The 17,572-nt window shown below is 38.5% G+C and carries 15 protein-coding genes and 1 pseudogene; 13 read left to right on the top strand and 3 right to left on the bottom strand.

Annotated features, from left to right (window positions below; all coding sequences use genetic code 11):
- Positions 1-414: 414 nt before the first annotated feature.
- The 6 genes from qoxA to HNQ85_RS18015 all read left to right on the top strand — a co-directional run bounded on the left by qoxA (position 415) and on the right by HNQ85_RS18015 (position 5,367).
- Complete coding sequence (qoxA, locus tag HNQ85_RS06380) at positions 415-1,419, top strand: cytochrome aa3 quinol oxidase subunit II (RefSeq protein ID WP_181536910.1); 1,005 nt, start codon at positions 415-417, stop codon at positions 1,417-1,419.
- Complete coding sequence (gene qoxB / locus HNQ85_RS06385) at positions 1,409-3,385, top strand: cytochrome aa3 quinol oxidase subunit I (RefSeq protein WP_181536911.1); 1,977 nt, start codon at positions 1,409-1,411, stop codon at positions 3,383-3,385. Before qoxA ends, qoxB begins: the two co-directional genes overlap by 11 nt.
- A complete protein-coding gene (gene qoxC, locus HNQ85_RS06390; protein ID WP_181536912.1) occupies positions 3,375-3,980 on the top strand; it encodes a cytochrome aa3 quinol oxidase subunit III in 606 nt (201 codons plus the stop codon). The genes qoxB and qoxC overlap by 11 nt, the downstream gene beginning before the upstream one ends.
- Positions 3,981-4,286 (top strand): cytochrome aa3 quinol oxidase subunit IV, encoded by a 306-nt coding sequence (qoxD, locus tag HNQ85_RS06395; protein WP_181536913.1) that lies wholly within the window; start codon positions 3,981-3,983, stop codon positions 4,284-4,286.
- Positions 4,287-4,757: 471 nt separating this feature from the next.
- The gene (locus HNQ85_RS06400; RefSeq protein ID WP_181536914.1) at positions 4,758-5,078 is read left to right on the top strand and encodes an IS3 family transposase; all 321 of its coding nucleotides are present in this window, start codon (positions 4,758-4,760) and stop codon (positions 5,076-5,078) included.
- 166 nt (positions 5,079-5,244) lie between these two features.
- A complete protein-coding gene (locus HNQ85_RS18015; protein ID WP_409994121.1) occupies positions 5,245-5,367 on the top strand; it encodes an IS3 family transposase in 123 nt (40 codons plus the stop codon).
- A gap of 137 nt (positions 5,368-5,504) precedes the next feature.
- Here the strand turns inward: HNQ85_RS18015 and HNQ85_RS06405 are convergent.
- A pseudogene (locus HNQ85_RS06405) lies at positions 5,505-6,223 on the bottom strand (AAA family ATPase).
- A gap of 495 nt (positions 6,224-6,718) precedes the next feature.
- On the opposite strand from HNQ85_RS06405, the gene HNQ85_RS06410 reads away from it, so the two are divergent.
- A complete protein-coding gene (locus HNQ85_RS06410) occupies positions 6,719-7,384 on the top strand; it encodes an HAD family hydrolase (protein WP_181536915.1) in 666 nt (221 codons plus the stop codon).
- A 425-nt stretch (positions 7,385-7,809) separates the two neighbouring features.
- Complete coding sequence (locus tag HNQ85_RS06415; protein WP_181536916.1) at positions 7,810-8,814, top strand: phosphotransferase enzyme family protein; 1,005 nt, start codon at positions 7,810-7,812, stop codon at positions 8,812-8,814.
- Between the two features lie 272 nt (positions 8,815-9,086).
- On the opposite strand, the gene HNQ85_RS06420 is transcribed toward HNQ85_RS06415, so the two are convergent.
- The gene (locus tag HNQ85_RS06420; RefSeq protein ID WP_181536917.1) at positions 9,087-10,211 is read right to left on the bottom strand and encodes an NAD(P)/FAD-dependent oxidoreductase; all 1,125 of its coding nucleotides are present in this window, start codon (positions 10,209-10,211) and stop codon (positions 9,087-9,089) included.
- Positions 10,212-10,451: 240 nt separating this feature from the next.
- Here HNQ85_RS06420 and HNQ85_RS06425 point away from each other — a divergent pair, with 240 nt between their 5' ends.
- Positions 10,452-11,297: an aldo/keto reductase gene (locus HNQ85_RS06425; protein WP_181536918.1), complete on the top strand. Its 846-nt coding sequence runs from the start codon at positions 10,452-10,454 to the stop codon at positions 11,295-11,297.
- A 204-nt stretch (positions 11,298-11,501) separates the two neighbouring features.
- Here the strand turns inward: HNQ85_RS06425 and HNQ85_RS06430 are convergent, their stop codons facing one another.
- Positions 11,502-12,329, bottom strand: a complete 828-nt coding sequence (locus tag HNQ85_RS06430; protein ID WP_181536919.1) for a C40 family peptidase — start codon at positions 12,327-12,329, stop codon at positions 11,502-11,504.
- A gap of 604 nt (positions 12,330-12,933) precedes the next feature.
- On the opposite strand from HNQ85_RS06430, the gene HNQ85_RS06435 reads away from it, so the two are divergent.
- The 4 genes from HNQ85_RS06435 to HNQ85_RS06450 all read left to right on the top strand — a co-directional run bounded on the left by HNQ85_RS06435 (position 12,934) and on the right by HNQ85_RS06450 (position 17,387).
- Entirely contained in the window at positions 12,934-13,704 is a 771-nt protein-coding gene (locus HNQ85_RS06435) for a DeoR/GlpR family DNA-binding transcription regulator (RefSeq protein WP_181537013.1), read from the top strand.
- Positions 13,701-15,026, top strand: coding sequence for a four-carbon acid sugar kinase family protein (locus HNQ85_RS06440; protein WP_181536920.1), 1,326 nt, complete (start codon positions 13,701-13,703; stop codon positions 15,024-15,026). The genes HNQ85_RS06435 and HNQ85_RS06440 overlap by 4 nt, the downstream gene beginning before the upstream one ends.
- Positions 15,010-16,026: a 4-hydroxythreonine-4-phosphate dehydrogenase PdxA gene (gene pdxA, locus HNQ85_RS06445; protein WP_181536921.1), complete on the top strand. Its 1,017-nt coding sequence runs from the start codon at positions 15,010-15,012 to the stop codon at positions 16,024-16,026. Before HNQ85_RS06440 ends, pdxA begins: the two co-directional genes overlap by 17 nt.
- A gap of 107 nt (positions 16,027-16,133) precedes the next feature.
- Positions 16,134-17,387, top strand: coding sequence for an MFS transporter (locus tag HNQ85_RS06450; RefSeq protein ID WP_181536922.1), 1,254 nt, complete (start codon positions 16,134-16,136; stop codon positions 17,385-17,387).
- Positions 17,388-17,572: the final 185 nt, after the last annotated feature.

Consider the following 17,572-nt stretch of genomic DNA (forward strand, 5'->3'; position numbering starts at 1 on the left):
TTCTAATTGATTTTGAAATGAATTCTAATTCAGGTACAAAAATACCTGATGATGGCTTTTTTTCCAAAAGTAAATTTATGAACATTTCATGAAAAATTTTTGGATAAAATGTGACAGCCTTTCGTGTGAAAGGCTTTTTATTATGGTTTTTTCCATTATTTATGTATTTTTTTGGGGGATAAAGGCCTTTTGAATGGATGAAATGTATTTCGTCAAGTATTTACCTGCTTTTTTTGGGATTTTTCATTTTCTTCCTTTCTTTTTTTGTCACAATTAAATTTATAGGACATGTTAAAATCATTTCGATAGTGGTAATACTAAAAAATTTTTTACTGAATAAGTGGATATTTGTTTGTGCATTTTCTCACAATTTTAAATTTTATTCCAAAAGATTTTATAAAGAGGTGAAATCGTATGAAGCTCAAAAAGGTGTTTGCTTTATTAGGGGCAGTCATCTTTCCTCTATTGAGCGGTTGTGAGACGAACATGGTTGTATTTGAGCCGCAAGGGCCGGCAGCGAGAAGTATTACGCAGTTGATTAATTGGTCGCTCATTTGGATGCTTCTTGTTGTCGTAGTCGTATTTGCACTGTTTGCTTTTATTGTTTGGAAGTATAGAGAAAGACCTGACAATATGGACTATGAGCCGCCAGAAGAGCATGGCAGCACAATTCTTGAAATTGTGTGGACGGCTATTCCGATTCTCATTATTGTCGCGTTAACGATTCCAACGGTAAAAGCTTTATATGATTTAGAAAAGCCGCCGAAAGGATATGAAGATCAAGACCCGCTCGTGATTCATGTCACATCAGCGGATTGGAAATGGATTTTCAGCTATCCTGAGCAAGGAATTGAAACCGTCAACTATGTAAACATTCCTGAAGATCGTCCGATTCTATTCAAACTTACATCGGCGTCTACGATGCAATCATTTTGGATTCCTGCATTAGCAGGCCAAAAGTATACGATGAATAGAATGGAAACGGAGCTTTACGTTGTGGCCGATCATCCAGGTTCTTATCTAGGCCGAAATACGAATTTCAATGGACGCGGATATGCACATATGGAGTTTGAAGTGTTAGCTCAAACGCCGCAAGAATTTGAAAAATGGGTGCGTGAAGTGAAAGAAACCGCTCCTAAGCTGACGGAAGAAAAGTACGAAGAAATTTTACTGCCGACGCATTTAGGCAGATTGACGTTTTCAAACACTCATTTACAATGGGTGAATCATGCGGATGCAAATTCGAAGACATATACAAATCCGGAAGCTTACAAAACACACGGATATCAAGGAAAGATTTTTGAAGAAGAAGATAACTACAAAAATGATGTATGTACGCCGAAGTCTAATCATGGACACCATGAACATGAGGATGTAAACGAGAACGAATCACATGGAGGTGGACATCATGGGCATTAAGTGGAATGAAATACTCATTACAGGAGATCCATTAATTGTTGGTTCGCAAATTGCGATTGTGATGACGGTCATTGCGATTGTCGGAGGATTAACGTATTTCAAAAAGTGGGGCTGGCTTTGGAGAGAATGGCTCACAACAGTTGATCATAAAAAAATCGGGATTATGTATATTCTATCAGGCGTTTTAATGTTTTTCCGCGGCGGTATAGACGGATTATTAATGAAGGCGCAAACAGCAAGACCGGAAATGAATTTTTTGGATGCGCAACATTACAATGAAATCTTTACGACCCATGGGGTCATCATGATTTTATTCATGGCGATGCCGTTTTTGATCGGTCTAATGAACGTTGTGGTTCCGCTGCAAATCGGCGCGCGGGACGTTGCTTTTCCACAGTTGAATGCGTTAAGCTTCTGGCTGTTTTTTAGCGGAGCGATGTTGTTTAATATTTCGTTTGTTGTCGGAGGATCGCCGGATGCCGGATGGACATCTTATTTCCCACTTGCGGGGAAAGAATTCAGTCCTGGTGTTGGGAATAACTATTATGCGATTGCGCTTCAAATTGCGGGTCTAGGTACATTAATGACGGGAATTAACTTTATTGTTACGATTTTGAAAATGCGAACAAAAGGCATGACATTAATGAAAATGCCGATGTTTACATGGACAACATTGATTACGTCTATTATCATTGTAGCGGCTTTCCCAATTTTTACGGTCGCCCTTGCATTAATGACATTTGACCGATTATATGGTACGCATTTCTTTACGCTTTCTTCCGGTGGAAGCGATATGCTTTGGGCAAACTTGTTCTGGCTATGGGGACATCCGGAAGTGTATATTGTTGTTCTTCCTGCGTTCGGTATTTTTTCAGAGGTTATCGCTACGTTTTCACGGAAGTCGTTGTATGGCTATAAATCGATGGTAATTTCTATTGTTGGAATTGCCTTGTTAAGTATGTTAGTTTGGGTTCACCATTTCTTTACAATGGGTGCGGGTCCAGCTGTAAACTCAGTATTTTCCATTACGACGATGTTAATTGCGGTACCGACTGGTGTGAAAATTTTTAACTGGCTGTTTACGATGCGAAAAGGAAGAATTAAGTTTACGACAGCGATGTTGTGGTCGTTAGGGTTTATTCCTAACTTCGTCATTGGCGGTGTCACAGGAGTCATGCTGGGGATGGCTGCCGCTGACTATCAATATCACAACACATTGTTCTTGGTCGCACATTTCCATTATGTATTAATTCCAGGTGTCGTATTTGCGGTCTTTGCGGGGCTATATTACTGGTGGCCAAAAATGTTCGGCTTTATGCTTAACGAAAAGTTAGGTAAATATCATTTCTGGTTATTTAACATCGGCTTTAATGTTACCTTTATGCCAATGTTCTTCCTTGGCTTACAAGGTGCGGTTCGACGCGCTTATACGTATTCGGCTGAGTCCGGCTTTGCGCCGTTGTTCCTTGTTTCCGCAATTGGATCCATTATTTTGGCGCTCGGCTTTGCGGTATTTTGTTATAACATTTATTGGAGTTTCCGATATGCGAAGCGCAATGTGTCCAGCGATCCGTGGGATGCGAGAACACTAGAATGGGCAACAGCGTCTCCTGTCCAATTTTATAACTTCGCTGTATTGCCTGAAGTGAAAGAACTCGATGCATTTTGGCATATGAAAAAGCGAAACAGCGGTTTGGTTTTGAAAGAAGAAGAGATTGAAGAGATCCATATGCCAAGCAATTCTGGTCTGCCGTTTTATATGGCTGTAGTGTTTGGAATTACAGGGTTTTTCCTCGTGTTTGAATGGCATATTGCTGCAGCTGTTGCTGCGATTGGTATTGTCATCGGACTAATCATTCGATCATTTGATTACGACGATGGCTACCATGTTACTGTTCAAGAGATTAAAAACATCGAAAGCAAATGGAGAAAGGTTGAAGGAGGGGTGAAACATCATGTCGGCTAACGTCAATACTTCATTGCCGCTTGAATATCAAACGGAGCAAAGCCGGTTAAATATTCTTGGTTTTTGGATTTTTTTAGGTGCTGAAATTGTATTGTTTTCGACGCTGTTTGCGGTATACGGCGTTTTAGGTGAGCGTTATGCCCATGGTCCGACCCCAAATGATATTTTTAAGTTGAAAGATGTGATGATTGAAACGTTATTGTTATTAACGAGCAGCTTTACGTGCGGGTTAGCTGTCTTTGAGATGCGCCGGCATCGCTTAAAAGGTTTGCTTACATGGTTGATTGTGACTTTGCTGCTAGGATTCGGATTTTTGTTCATGGAGATTAATGAATTTATTCATTATGTCCATGAAGGAGCGACGATGCAGACAAGCGCATTCTTGTCCAGCTTTTTCATCCTTCTTGGTACACATGGAGCTCATGTGACGTTCGGGATTTTCTGGGCGGTGATGATTATTATTCAGTTAATCCAAAGGGGATTAACGCCTGTCACTGCGAGAAAAACGTTTATTATTAGTTTATATTGGCATTTTCTTGATGTTGTTTGGATTTTTATCTTTACATTTGTGTATTTAAAAGGGATGGTGGGGTAAGTGGAACATAAGGCAAACAGCAAATATCCAATTAGCCATATCATCGGTTTTTTACTTTCGCTTTTGTTGACATTTGCTGCAGTTTTCGTGGCACTAAAAACACGACTATCATTTACCATTGTTATGTGGATCATTGGATCTTTAGCCGTTTTGCAGGCTGGTCTCCAACTTTTTATGTTTATGCATGTGACAGAGGGAGAAGACGGGAAGGCGAACATCATTAATATGGCGTACGCCGCTTTTATGGCAATCGTCATTGTTGTCGGATCAATTTGGGTGTTGACTTCAGGCCATGCGGCGCACTAATCGAGAACCGTCCCTGTTCACGCTCGAAAATTTTTGTTTCAATAAAAAATTGGTAAGGTAGTTGACTTGAAGAATTACCTTTAAAATTGACGCCAGCGCGGCGGGAAGAATATACCGAGGTGCTGTGATATCAGGAAAGAGAGACTTTAGCTGATATGATCCCCTTATAGTAGACAGAAAAAAGAAAGGGATGTACGGTCTACTATGGAGGGGATTTTTTTATGGACAAAATCAGAAAAACATACAGTAAAGAATATCAATTAGACGTTGTGAAGAAAGATTTATATGAGGGATAGACGAAGCGTGAAATCATGCATCCATTTCACATCTCTTCTTCCGTGTTACATAGAATAGATGGGTGACTCACTATAAAGAAGGAAGGAATTCAAGGATTAGAAGAGAAACCAAAGAAAAGATTCAGGAGTGTTACCAAGCTGTTAACGGAATCTATGGTTATCCTTGAATGACAGCTTGGCTCAAGAAAAATACAACCTAACCATCAACCACAAACGAGTATATCGGTTCATGAAAGAACTAGGGATTCAAGCAAACATTCGGAGAAAGAGAAAGGATTTTGGAAAGAAAGAGGCATATGTTGTATCTGATAACCATTTGAATCGAGAATTTCTAGCCAAAAAAACAAATGAAAAGTGGGTGAAGGATATTATGTATCTTTCAATGGAATACGATGATATGTATCAGCCATTAAAGATTTATATAACAATGAGATTGCCGCTGATCAAATCAGTCATCGAAAGGATGTCAAGTTCGGCATCGACACCGTTCAGTTAGCTATCAAACGAAAAAAAGATGTGTTGACCAATGATTTCAGTATAATACTACACACTACTTAAACAATACAATATAAGGGCCAGCATGTCTAGGAAAGGGAATGGTTTCGAGCATGCTTGTATGGAAAACTTTTTTAGCCATTTAAAGGCAGAATGTATCTATATGTATATGGGAAACAGCTGAAGAATTGAAGCAAACCGTTTTACAATACAAATTCTACAACGATGAGCGGATACAAATAAAATTAAACAGCTGTAGCCCTAGAGAATATCTAGCTACAGCTGCTTAATAAGCCCCTTTTTATTTACTGTCTACTTGACAGGGAGAAGTTCAAAGAAGGAGAATCTATGTTTTTAAAATAAAGTTTGCCGAATAAGGGGGGATTAATTGTAAAATTCCTTTTTTCAGATAGATTAACTGCCCATTTCATTCCTCTAGTAGCTCTTTCAATAATTTCTCTCTATGCTGAAGGAAATACTTTGTAATTTGATAGTGGTCTGTCATTTCATAGTCTACTTCTCTAATTTTTCCATCATCAAAACTCCATATGTCGCGTGAGGATATCCTAGCAAAATAGGGGAATGTGTGGCGATAATAAATTGACACTCGGCGCTTGTTGTAAGATCGTGTAATATCTTTAAAAACGTCAATTGTCGTTGAGGAGATAACGCAGCCTCAGGCTCATCTAATAAATATATCGCCTTGCCTTTGAAACGGTGTAAGAAAAGGGATAAAAACGATTCCCCATGTGACTGTTGATGTAACGAGCGACCACCATAATCTCTAAAGCCTGTGTCATCCACTTCATCAATGTGTGTGGCAAAATGATAAAAGGACTCTGCACGAAGAAAGAAGCCATTTATCACTTTTGGTAACCAAGATAGTCGAATGTAGTCCCCAAGATCCGAGGAAGCGGCGTGAACTTGATAGGCATTATTTCTGTTGCCGCCTGCCGTATTGAAATTACATTGGTACGCGATCGCTTCTAATAAAGTTGATTTTCCAGATCCATTTTCCCCAACAAAAAAGGTGACGTCACTCTTAAAATCGAGTTGTTCGAGTGTTTGAATCGATGGAATGGAAAAAGGATATCTATCAAATGATGGAATTCGGTCACGCAAAAGAGTAACTCTTTTTAAAAACATAAATTTCACCTACAGAATGTTTTACACGTAGTTTATCATTCTTTACTTTAATAGACTAGATAATTTTATTGGCTTGTAATCATTTCGCAATTTTCACTGTTACTACTTTTTATCCTTAGTGGCTAACGGCAAGATGACACTATATGTACTTTTAAAGCTTGTTTGTTGCTTTAATCATTCATTTCTGACTTTCATGCTGAATGCAGTCGACACCATGTAGACGTAAAGCAATGGAATATATTGTACCTAAACCGAACGCAATATAGGTGATTCAAGAACTTAGTGCTTCTGTATTTATAGAAACATTTAACGTCATAATTATAAATCTAATAAAAGGATTATTTTTATGATTTATTGAAATATCTTAATGTTAAATTTCATAAATTCAGGTGATGGACTTTACCGATTGTTTTATTTTCGGGATGGAAACAGCAAAGCCCTATTAAGAACGTAAGATAATACTTAGTAAATATTATAAAGCGGAGGAATTTGAAAATGATTAAAGCGATTGTCTTTGATTTTGATGGATTAATTGTCGATACAGAGTCAGTTTGGTTTGAGGTGTTTAAAGAAGTCATGGTCGAGTACGATTGTGATTTAAAGCTCGAAGACTTTGCGATTTCTATCGGAACAACGGACGATGTATTGTTTGAACGACTTGCCCAAATTGCACGAAAGCCTATAAATCGTACTGAAATTAAACGAAAAACGGATGAACGATATCAACAAAAAATGAGTCAATTGCAGCTTCGTGAAGGAGTATTGGATTACTTACAAACCGCAAAAGAGTGCGGCTTGAAAATTGCCCTTGCGTCAAGCTCTAGTAGAAGATGGGTAGAAGGATTTTTGGGGAAGTTTGGAATAAAAGAGTTTTTCGAAGTTATGAAAACATCAGATGATGTAAAGAGAGTAAAACCCGATCCAGAGCTTTATTTGCGCGCGATACAGGACCTAGGAGTTGAAGTATATGAGGCTTTAGCATTTGAAGACTCGAAAAACGGTCTCACCGCAGCCATTAAGGCGGGGCTGCATTGTGTGATTGTACCGAATCCTGTTACTAGCTTTCTAGACTTTTCTGGACACGTACACCGTCTATCATCAATGGCAGAAATCAAATTACAGGACTTATTGGCCTTAGTAGAAGCAAAACTAGTCAAATAATGAAGGAGTTAAAAAAGGAGATGAAAATAAGGTTAGCAAAGGTAGAGGACTTAGATTAAGTTTTATTTCATTAGTGTTTTTAAATTTAACTAAAAATCACTTTTTGAACTCCTGTTAGAAGAACGAATGAACTTCCATCATCTGTGGTGAAACTTGCTTCTTGATTGGCTATGGGGGAAGATCGGAATAGAGAATAGTATGAAGCAGCTTCTTTTCCTTGGTGAGCTAACGAAGGAAAGTGGTTAAAGAAGAATTGAAACTTTATTGACCTCAGATAAAAAGAGATGAAATTTTAACATGTTCACCGAGAAGTCTTCCACCTCTAAACAACGTGTAGGTGGGAGAGGTTCATGAAAGACTTCCTCAAAGAACGATACAACGTTAGATTCATTCGTATAATATTAACCTCATCAAAGGAGACTGAAATGAATCTTAGACAATCCACGTTAGTTGTTAAGCTTACGCCATTATACGGAAACCAAGTTGCCGATTTTCAACTCGTAACGGAAGGATACCAAAATATTGTGTTTCGCTGTACCCATCAAGAGGAAACGGTATTTATTCGGGTTGCGGAGGCAAGGCGGAGGAGCGTTTCAATGATTGAAGCTGAACTGGAATGGCTTCGTATTCTCCGGGATTCAGGAATAATCGTCCCTTCACCAAGGAAGTCAAATAAAGGGAATTGTATTGAAACCATTTCACTAGGAGAAGACACTTTCTACGCAGTAGCTTTTTCCAAAGTACATGGACGACCAATGGATGTGACAAACTCGCAGTTATGGAATCCGCAATTGTTTGAAAAATGGGGTGAAACATTGGGACGTATTCACTCCGTCGTTCCTAAACGTCAAATTGCACGGCCTTACTGGGGAGAGCCGCTTACTTCCGCTTCAGAAACAATGGCTTTTTTTGAAAAAAATGAAGATTGTATATTAAAGGTCCGCTTATTTGAAACGGTTGCACAAATTGAGAACCTTCCACGTTCAGCTGACACATTCGGTTTCATTCATAACGATTTTCATCAAGGGAATGTCCTAGTACACAATGAGGGGATCGGGATTATTGATTTCGATGACTGCGTGTATGGTTGGTACGCACAAGATATAGCAGCGGCACTTTATCATGCTTTTTGGCAAGCCACTGCGCTCGGTGGCTCCGACCTTTCTTTCGGCTTTTCTTTCCTGCAATCCTTTCTCAAGGGATATAGGAAACCCCATAACCTGTCATCTGAAATTGTTAGACAAATCCCCATTTTCTTGCGTTGGCGAGAGTTTTTCTTATATGCCGTGTTTATGAAGAATTGGCCGCTCGATTCTTTGGAAATATGGCAAACTTACACTCTAGAATGTTTAAGAAAACGAATCAAAAACGGTGAGCCGTATATCCCTTTATCCTCTAACGAACTAATGCTTCTGTCTGAAATTCGTTGAGGACTTGAGACAGATTTCGCTTTTCATCCGATATTTTTGGGCAGACAGTACCTGTGACATCCGAAAAGTATGTCAGGGGAGCGGCAGAATACTAGAAAAGAGAGCATTGGACATTCAAAAAAATCATCCGGCTCTCTTTCCGTTTTCTACTAGTTTATAGTAAGTTTGTGTGAAATTCAAACTCACTACTTTTTCTAAAAAGCCCCCTCTACATGATGCAATATAGGCGGGAGAGGTTGATTCGGCACGCTTCCTTATTGACTCCGGGTGTTTTATTCTATTTTTTTAATGGCACCAGCGACATCATAGTCAAGAGGGTCTAATTCTGTTGGTTTTCCGAGCACGAGCTTTGCCAGTTCAGAACCTAAGTAAGGACCAGCTGTCAGTCCTGATGCACCTAATCCGTTGGCCACATAGATGCCTTCGAACCCTGGAATCGCTCCAAAGACCGGAAGAAACCCAGGTGTGTATGGACGAAAACCAACTCTTGTTTCAAGATGAGTACAATTTGTCAGCCCTGGTGCTACGGTTAACGCTTTGTCTAATACTTCATGCAATCCACCAGCCGTTACTCTGTAGTCGAAGCCAACCTCATCTTCATGAGTCGCACCGACAACGATCCGGCCATCTTTAAAGGCAAGTAGATATTGGTTATTTGGCGGCATGACAACAGGCCAGTTATCTGTATCTCCTTCTGGCCTTTCAAGGTGAACGATTTGAGCTCTTTGCGGCACCACTAAAAATTCAATGCCTAACGGTAGAAGCAGTTCTTTTGACCACGCACCAGCCGTTGCAATGACGGCATCTCCGACATATTGTCTTCCTTCTACTTCGACGCCGATTACTTGAGAACCTTCGTGAATAAGTTTTGCGTTTCCTCTAATATATGTAGCCCCAAGCTTTTGCGCTACCTTAACTAAAGAGTCGCGAAGTGCTCTTCCATTAACGCGAGCGGCGCCGCTGACGTGAATGGAGCGATATTCCTCTGCCAATGGTGGAAATAATGCCTTTGTTTCCTCAGGAGACAGTCGGGTAATTTCGCCTATTTCTGGTGCGTCTTCACGACGTTGTAATACTCTTTCCTCTATCTTTTGAAGCTTCTCTTCATCTGTATGAAGACAGATTGCTCCTACACGCTCATATCCTGTTTCAGTTTCACCATAGGATTTAAGTTCTTCTATTAAAGTAGGATAAAATCTCGCTCCTCCTTTCGCTAAGCGATACCAAATTTTATTGCGGCGCTGGGAAGCCCATGGACAAACAATCCCGGCCGCGGCATCCGTTGCTTGGCCTTTGTCACCCCTGTCTATTAACGTTACAGCAGCTCCTTCTTTTGCTAAGTGATAAGCAGTAGATGCTCCTAATATTCCGGCTCCAACAATGATGTATGATTTCATAAAAAACACCTTTTCTATTTTTTGTTTTTCCATCATAAGAATAGCATATGATTAAGCATTTGCGAAAAGAAACAAGACAATAGTTACCAAAAAGTATCTATGGAACTTTTAAGTATCTATGGCACTTTAAAGTGCGTACTTTTTTTAATGATTCATATATTCCATAATAACATTTGCCAGCTGGTTTTCACCACACTCTTTCAGTTATACAGAAATCATAACGATTAGGAGGTCAATCTTATGGTTGCGAAAAATTTACAGGATACAACAACTTTACATAACGGTGTAAAAATGCCTTGGTTTGGTATCGGGGTATTTAAAGTAGAAGAAGGCCCTGAGTTAGTTCATGCTGTAAAAACAGCTATTAAACATGGTTATCGTAGTGTTGATACAGCCGCTATTTATGGAAATGAAAAGGGAGTCGGACAAGGGATTCGTGAAGGGATTAAAGAAGCTGGTATTTCTAGAGAAGATCTATTTGTGACATCGAAAGTTTGGAATACCGATTTAGGATATGAATCTACAATCGCAGCCTATGAAACGAGCTTAAATAAACTTGGTTTAGAGTATCTAGATTTATACCTCATTCACTGGCCTGTCGAAGGTAAGTATAAAGATGCATGGAGAGCCTTAGAGACTCTTTATAAAGAAGGACGAGTAAAAGCGATTGGGGTAAGTAATTTTCAAATCCATCATCTTGAAGACTTGATGAAAGACGCAGAAATTAAACCAATGGTGAACCAAGTGGAGTACCATCCACGTTTAACCCAAAAAGAACTTCATTCGTTTTGTAAGGAACATGGAATTCAGCTTGAAGCTTGGTCTCCATTAATGCAAGGTCAATTACTAGATAATGAGGTTTTACAAGAGATCGCAAAGAAGTATAACAAATCGGTTGCTCAAGTTATTTTACGTTGGGACTTACAAAATGGTGTTGTAACCATTCCAAAAACGACAAAAGAACATCGAATTGTTGAAAACGCATCGGTATTTGATTTTGAGTTAACGGAAGAAGATATGAAACGGATTGATGACCTGAATCAGAATCATCGAGTCGGTCCAGACCCAGATAATTTTGACTTTTAATAAAAAGTTGAAGGGTTAACTTATTTTACTTAAATAGGCAGAGTTTTGGAATCCTTTGAATAACTAAGACGGAAGGGAATAAGAATCCCCCTCTTTTACTGGCGTTAGCCGGTAAAAGAGGGGGAAATTCAATATACAAAACTTTTTTACGGCTTAAAAAGAGAGTAATGAAAAAATTCATTTAAACCATTGCTTTTTCATAGATTAATTGATGACACGTACTGCTTTCACCAAGCGCTCTTTCCAATAAGAAGAACCAATTGATGCATAAGAAACGCCTTTGGAAGTTGAAACATTTAACATTTGGCCGTTCCCCGCATAAATTCCAACGTGATTGATCGTTCCATTGAAGTCTGTATCAAAGAAGACTAAATCTGCTTTCTGAAGACGATTGAAAGAAACCGGTGTGCCCACTTGTGATTGTGCTGCTGAATTGCGTGGCAAAGAAATTCCAGCTTCACTAAATACCCGCATAGTAAAGGATGAGCAATCAAATGCATCTGTGCGAGATGGACTAGCACCATATAAATATTTAGCACCTAAATATTTTTCTCCAATTTGAATGATCCGATCAGCCAAAGAAGAATTCACAGCTTTTGTGCTATTTTCGGAAGGAGTGGCAGATACCGTTGAAACCGAAGATGTCGTTTGCTTTTGAACAGGAGTTGTAACCGATCCAGATAAATAAATGGTTTGACCGACCTTAATAAAATTTGGATTAGAAATTTCGGGATTCATCTTTAACAACGCATCAACAGTCGTATTAAATTGCTTTGCAATTTTACTTAAGGTATCACCAGATTTCACTACATATGTATCTTTTTTTTCGTCAACTTTTAATATTTGGCCAGGAAAAATCAGATCAGAAGTTAAATGATTCATTTGTTTTAATGTTTCTACAGTCGTGTTGTATTTTTTCGATATTCCCCAAAGCGTATCGCCTTTTTGGACGGTATAATTACTAGCGAAAGCAGTTTGGCCTGCTAATAAAGAACTTATAATTGTACCTGTAAGAATAAATGATTTTTTCATGTTGTGCCCCCCAGGTGTATTTTGGATATTTCTCTCTATTTTTCTATTAACACCAATCATTATATTTAAAAAAAATAGATAATCTATAACAAAAAGAATAAGAATTGGTTACAAATATATTACGGTTATATTACAAATGAAAAATTTCGTTCGCAGTATCTTTTTCTCGTATTATTTTTTTTGGATTGAATAGAAATTTTATTATTTTAGCCAAGAGACATTCACCTCTAACCGGAGCGTAAGTGGTGGATGAATTGTGCAGAAACCTATTGAAAAAAACTCTTATTTTTGAAAATAGAAATGAAAAGAGAAGGATCGGATCCCCTACAGGTAGACCGGAAAAAAGAGGGCACTTCATAATGATGTTCTTTAGAGTCTACTTGAGAGGGGATTTTTTATGGATAAGAAAGGACAATCTTTTCACTCCTATCCTAGAAGCCATTTGTTTGAAATTTGAGGAGGGCTGGTTATACAGGCAGCTCCGCAAACATTTTTCCAGTTTAGAAAAGGAAAAAAATATGAACTAAAACGAACAAAGGTAACATATATTGAACATATAACGATGTTAAAAATGAACAAAAATAAAAATGAAAGGTTGAAACAGATGTTGCTTTTTGAACGCCGTCAATGGATTGAAAAGCAAGTAATTACTAAAGGAAAAGTAGATATTGAGGAGCTTTCGAAGCAATTAAATGTTTCAAGTATGACCATTCGGCGTGATTTAGCTGAGCTTGAGAAAGCCGGAAAAGCCATTCGTATTCATGGCGGAGCTGTATCGCCAAAATCGTTTATTTGGGAAACTCCTTACGCATCAAAAAAAGAAAAAAATATCCAAGAGAAACAGATGATTGCCAAAAAAGCGATTACCCTCATTCCTGAAAATGCAAGCATTCTTTTAGACTCAGGTACAACGACAATGGAGGTTGCCAGGCTAATCAAAGACAGAGACGATTTAACCGTTATCACAAATGATATTAAAATAGCTGCTGAATTAATTGATAGCAAATTGAAAGTGATTGTGACAGGAGGTGAATTGCAAAACAGGGTGGGGGCTTTATACGGCTGGCCGACACAAGAAATGTTGAAAAATATTCACGTGGACATTTTTTTCTTAGGAGCACATGCCGTTGATATTGATTCAGGCGTGACAGCTCCAACCTTCGAAAAAGCGTTAATTAAGAAACTCATGATCCAAGCGGCTAAAACAACATGGCTGCTTGCAGATTCAAGCAAATTTGATAAAAAAGCTTTTTCGTCTGTTTGTCCAATTAAAAGTTTAGAAGGAATTATAACGGACGCAAAATTAGATATTCTTGATAGAAAAAAATATGAAGAACAGACAGTGCTGCTTTTGGGAGAGGGGGAATCATCATGAAAGTAGGGGTAATCGCAGATGATTTAACAGGAGCAAACGCAACAGGTGTGAGGCTGGCAAAACAAGGCTTTACAACTGCTACTGTTGTACACAATGTACCATTACCAGCATCAGATAAATATGACGCGATATGTATAGATACAGACAGCAGATATGCCAAAAAAGAAATTGCTGTGAATCGCGTGAAAGAAGCTATGGATAGCTTTAAACGATGGAAGGTAAAGGTATTTTGCAAAAGAATTGACAGCACTATTCGCGGAAACATAGGGGTAGAGATTGACACTGTGTTGAATGAACTTGGCGAAAATTCCATTGCCGTTGTGGTTCCATCTTTTCCGGATTCGGGAAGAGTCATAATCGGTGGGTACCTATTAGTAGAAGGAACACCTGTTCAAGAAACCGACGTAGCAAGGGATCCGGTAATACCAATCAAAAAGTCGTTTGTACCGGCCATCATTGAAGAGCAAAGTCAGTATCCTGTCACACATATTGGCTTAGATATTGTTTTATCTGGAATAGAAGCCATAACAAAAGGATTGAAAACAAAGTTAGAAGGAGGAAAAAGAATTATTGTTTTTGACGCTGTAAATGATGAACAAATTGAAGCCATTGCCGTAGCGATGACGAACATTCATGATAAAATCATGGTTCCTGTCGATCCGGGTCCGTTGACGTCTTTTTATTCAAAAGCATATTTACAGCAAGTGGTAAGTGAACCAAAACTGTTAGTTACGGTTGGCAGTGTAACTTCCCTAACTGGCCAACAGCTTCAATATTTATTTGAGAAAACAAAAGCGACTCCGGTGTATGTTGATCCTGAAAAACTCGCTAGTTACAGTGAAACTTGGCAAAAGGAAATAGACCGTGCCGTAGATGCAGGGTTAGATTCATTAAAAACAGAAAACATTTTAATCGTTACTACATACCATCCGGGTCATAAATTGATTAACTTGAAAGCGCTGTCAGAAATTGAACATGTCACCGAAGATGCATTAGCCAAGCGTATTACAGATGGTCTTGCGGTGATAAGCCGGAAAATTATTGAACAGTCTGAATATCCAATTGCCGGATGCTTCTCAAGCGGAGGAGATGTAACAGCCTCTCTTTGTGCGGTCGGGCGTGCAAACGGAATTGAGCTGGAAGATGAAGTTCTTCCACTAGCAGCGTACGGACACTTTATTGGTGGATATTTTGATGGGCTTCCCATCGTAACTAAGGGAGGTATGATAGGAGATAAAAGAGCTATTTACAAAAGTGTGAGATTTTTACAAACAAAAATTTCCAAATCCAAAAGGAGTGTTTTACATGGTAAATCAAGCTAAAAATATCATCGCTATCCCAATGGGAGATCCAGCTGGTATAGGTCCTGAAATTACGGTAAAAGCATTAGATAAACCGGAAATCTATGAGGTTTGTTCACCACTTGTCATTGGTCATTCAGAAGTGTTAAAACATGCAATGAAATTTACAAATACGTTTCTTGAAATGAACGAAATCAATGATCCATCTGAAGGGATATACGAACATGGAACAATAGATGTGATTTCATTAGACAATCTAGATGTCGATCAACTTGAAATGGGTAAGGTTCAAGCGCAATGCGGGAAGGCGGCCTACGAATATATCGAAAAATCAGTTGCGTTAGCTCTAGAAGGAAAAGTCACTGCTCTAGCAACAACCCCAATTAACAAAGAATCATTAAAAGCAGCAAAGGTCCCATTTATCGGGCATACTGAAATTTTAGCGGAGCTGACCAAATCAGATGATCCGTTAACCATGTTTGAAGTGTTAAATATGCGTATTTTCTTCTTAACGAGACATTTATCTTTAAAAGATGCGATCGCTGCGATTACAAAAGATAGAGTATGTGATTATTTAATTCGTTGTGATAAAGCATTACAACAACTTGGAGTGGAAAATCGAAAAATCGCAGTTGCAGCATTAAACCCACATGGTGGTGAAAATGGTTTGTTTGGTTATGAAGAGATCGATGAAATCAGACCAGGAATTGAAGCGGCCATTGAAAAAGGGATTGATGCGGTTGGACCTGTTCCTGCTGATTCTGTATTCCATCATGCACTGAACGGCAGATATGCTGCGGTATTATCTCTTTATCATGACCAAGGACATATTGCAGCCAAAATGACCGATTTTGAAAGAACGATTTCGGTGACAAATGGTCTTCCATTTTTACGAACATCTGTCGATCACGGAACTGCTTTTGATATTGCGGGTAAAGGAATTGCAAGCAGTGTCAGTATGGAAGAATGTATTAAGCTAGCGGCAAAGTATTCAAAACATTTCCAAAATCAAAAAGTATAAATGCTGAATGACTGTTTTAATAAAAACGGGTTCTTAGTAGTGTGAGAATTAACGATGTTCATAGGGGAGGAAAGGGATTTTACCATACTATAAGGGGAGGAATTTTTGTGGGGGCATCGAAATGGCTTAGAATTATTCCGGTTGCGTTTATTATGTATATGTTGGCTTATATCGATCGTATTAATGTAGGAATTTTAATGCCTTATATACAAGAGGATTTAAAGATTAATGCTTCAGCAGCAGGGGATATTGCAGGAATATTCTTTGTCGGGTATTTAATTTTCCAAATTCCTGGGGGGATACTTGCTGCTAAATGGTCAGCGAAAAAAACGATTTTTATTCTTATGTTGCTATGGGGAATATGTGCAACAGCTGCTGGTTTTGTTCAGACAGAGGGACAACTGAAAGCTGTAAGGTTTGCTCTTGGAGTAGCTGAAGGAGGAGTTTGGCCAGCCGTTCTTGTATTATTAGCAAATTGGTTTACCATTAAAGAACGTGCACGCGCCAATGCCTTTTGGATGGCATGTTTACCAGTTTCAGCTATGTTAATGGCCCCTTTATCTGGATTTTTGTTAAAATTTTTCGATTGGAAGATGGTTCTTATCATTCAAGGTATACCACCTATTATCTGGGCTTTTGTATGGTATGCAATGATAAAAGATAAACCTTCAGATGCAAGATGGATGAAGCAAGAAGAAAAAGAGAAATTATTAACGGAACTAGCAGCAGAACAAAATAAAAACGTTCAATCAGAGGGATATATGGCTGCTTTTAAGAATAAGACGGTTTGGGGACTGGTTATCATGTATTTTCTATGGATGACCGGATTCTATGGTTATACTTTATGGGTACCAAGTGTAGTTGGAACATTTACAAAAGATCCTGTTACGTTAGGGTGGTTAACAGCAATTCCTTTTACTTGTGCATTGATTGGAATGTTAATAAATTCATATTGGTCAGATAAGAGAATGAACCGTGTTCAACATGTTGCTATTCCTTTAGTAATTGCTTCCATTAGTATGATTATAGGACAATTTGTAACGTTACCAGTTCTTCAAATGGTTTTATTATCCATTACGGCTATAGGTGTATATGCTCCATATGGACCTCTCTGGGCGATCCCAACAGCTATTATTCCAGCCGGAGTTGTCGGTGCAGCTCTTGGTTTGCAGAATGCGATTGGTAATCTAGGAGGATATAACGGACCAAAATTTTTTGGCGTATTAACAGACATGACAGGTAATTATCATGCCGGATTTTATTTTTTAGCTGCTGCACTATTTTTAGCTGCTATCATGACTTTCATTTTAGGAAAATTTATGACAAGTAATGAAGATTCGAGGTTGAAATCAGCTAATTGAAAAATGCATTTCATAACTTAAAAGGGGATCATATTATTCATTATCTAAACCGTTTCTTTTTCTGGACATACTCGCTTTTATCTTTATATGTTGTATTGTTTTAAGTAGTTGTGGTGATTTTTTTGAGATTATATTGGAATTCTCGCTCACCGTGAAGGAAGATTCCCTTGCTGACTTCCTTCACG

This window comes from [Anoxybacillus] calidus (assembly GCF_013760845.1).
Taxonomy (GTDB): domain Bacteria; phylum Bacillota; class Bacilli; order Bacillales; family Anoxybacillaceae; genus Paranoxybacillus; species Paranoxybacillus calidus.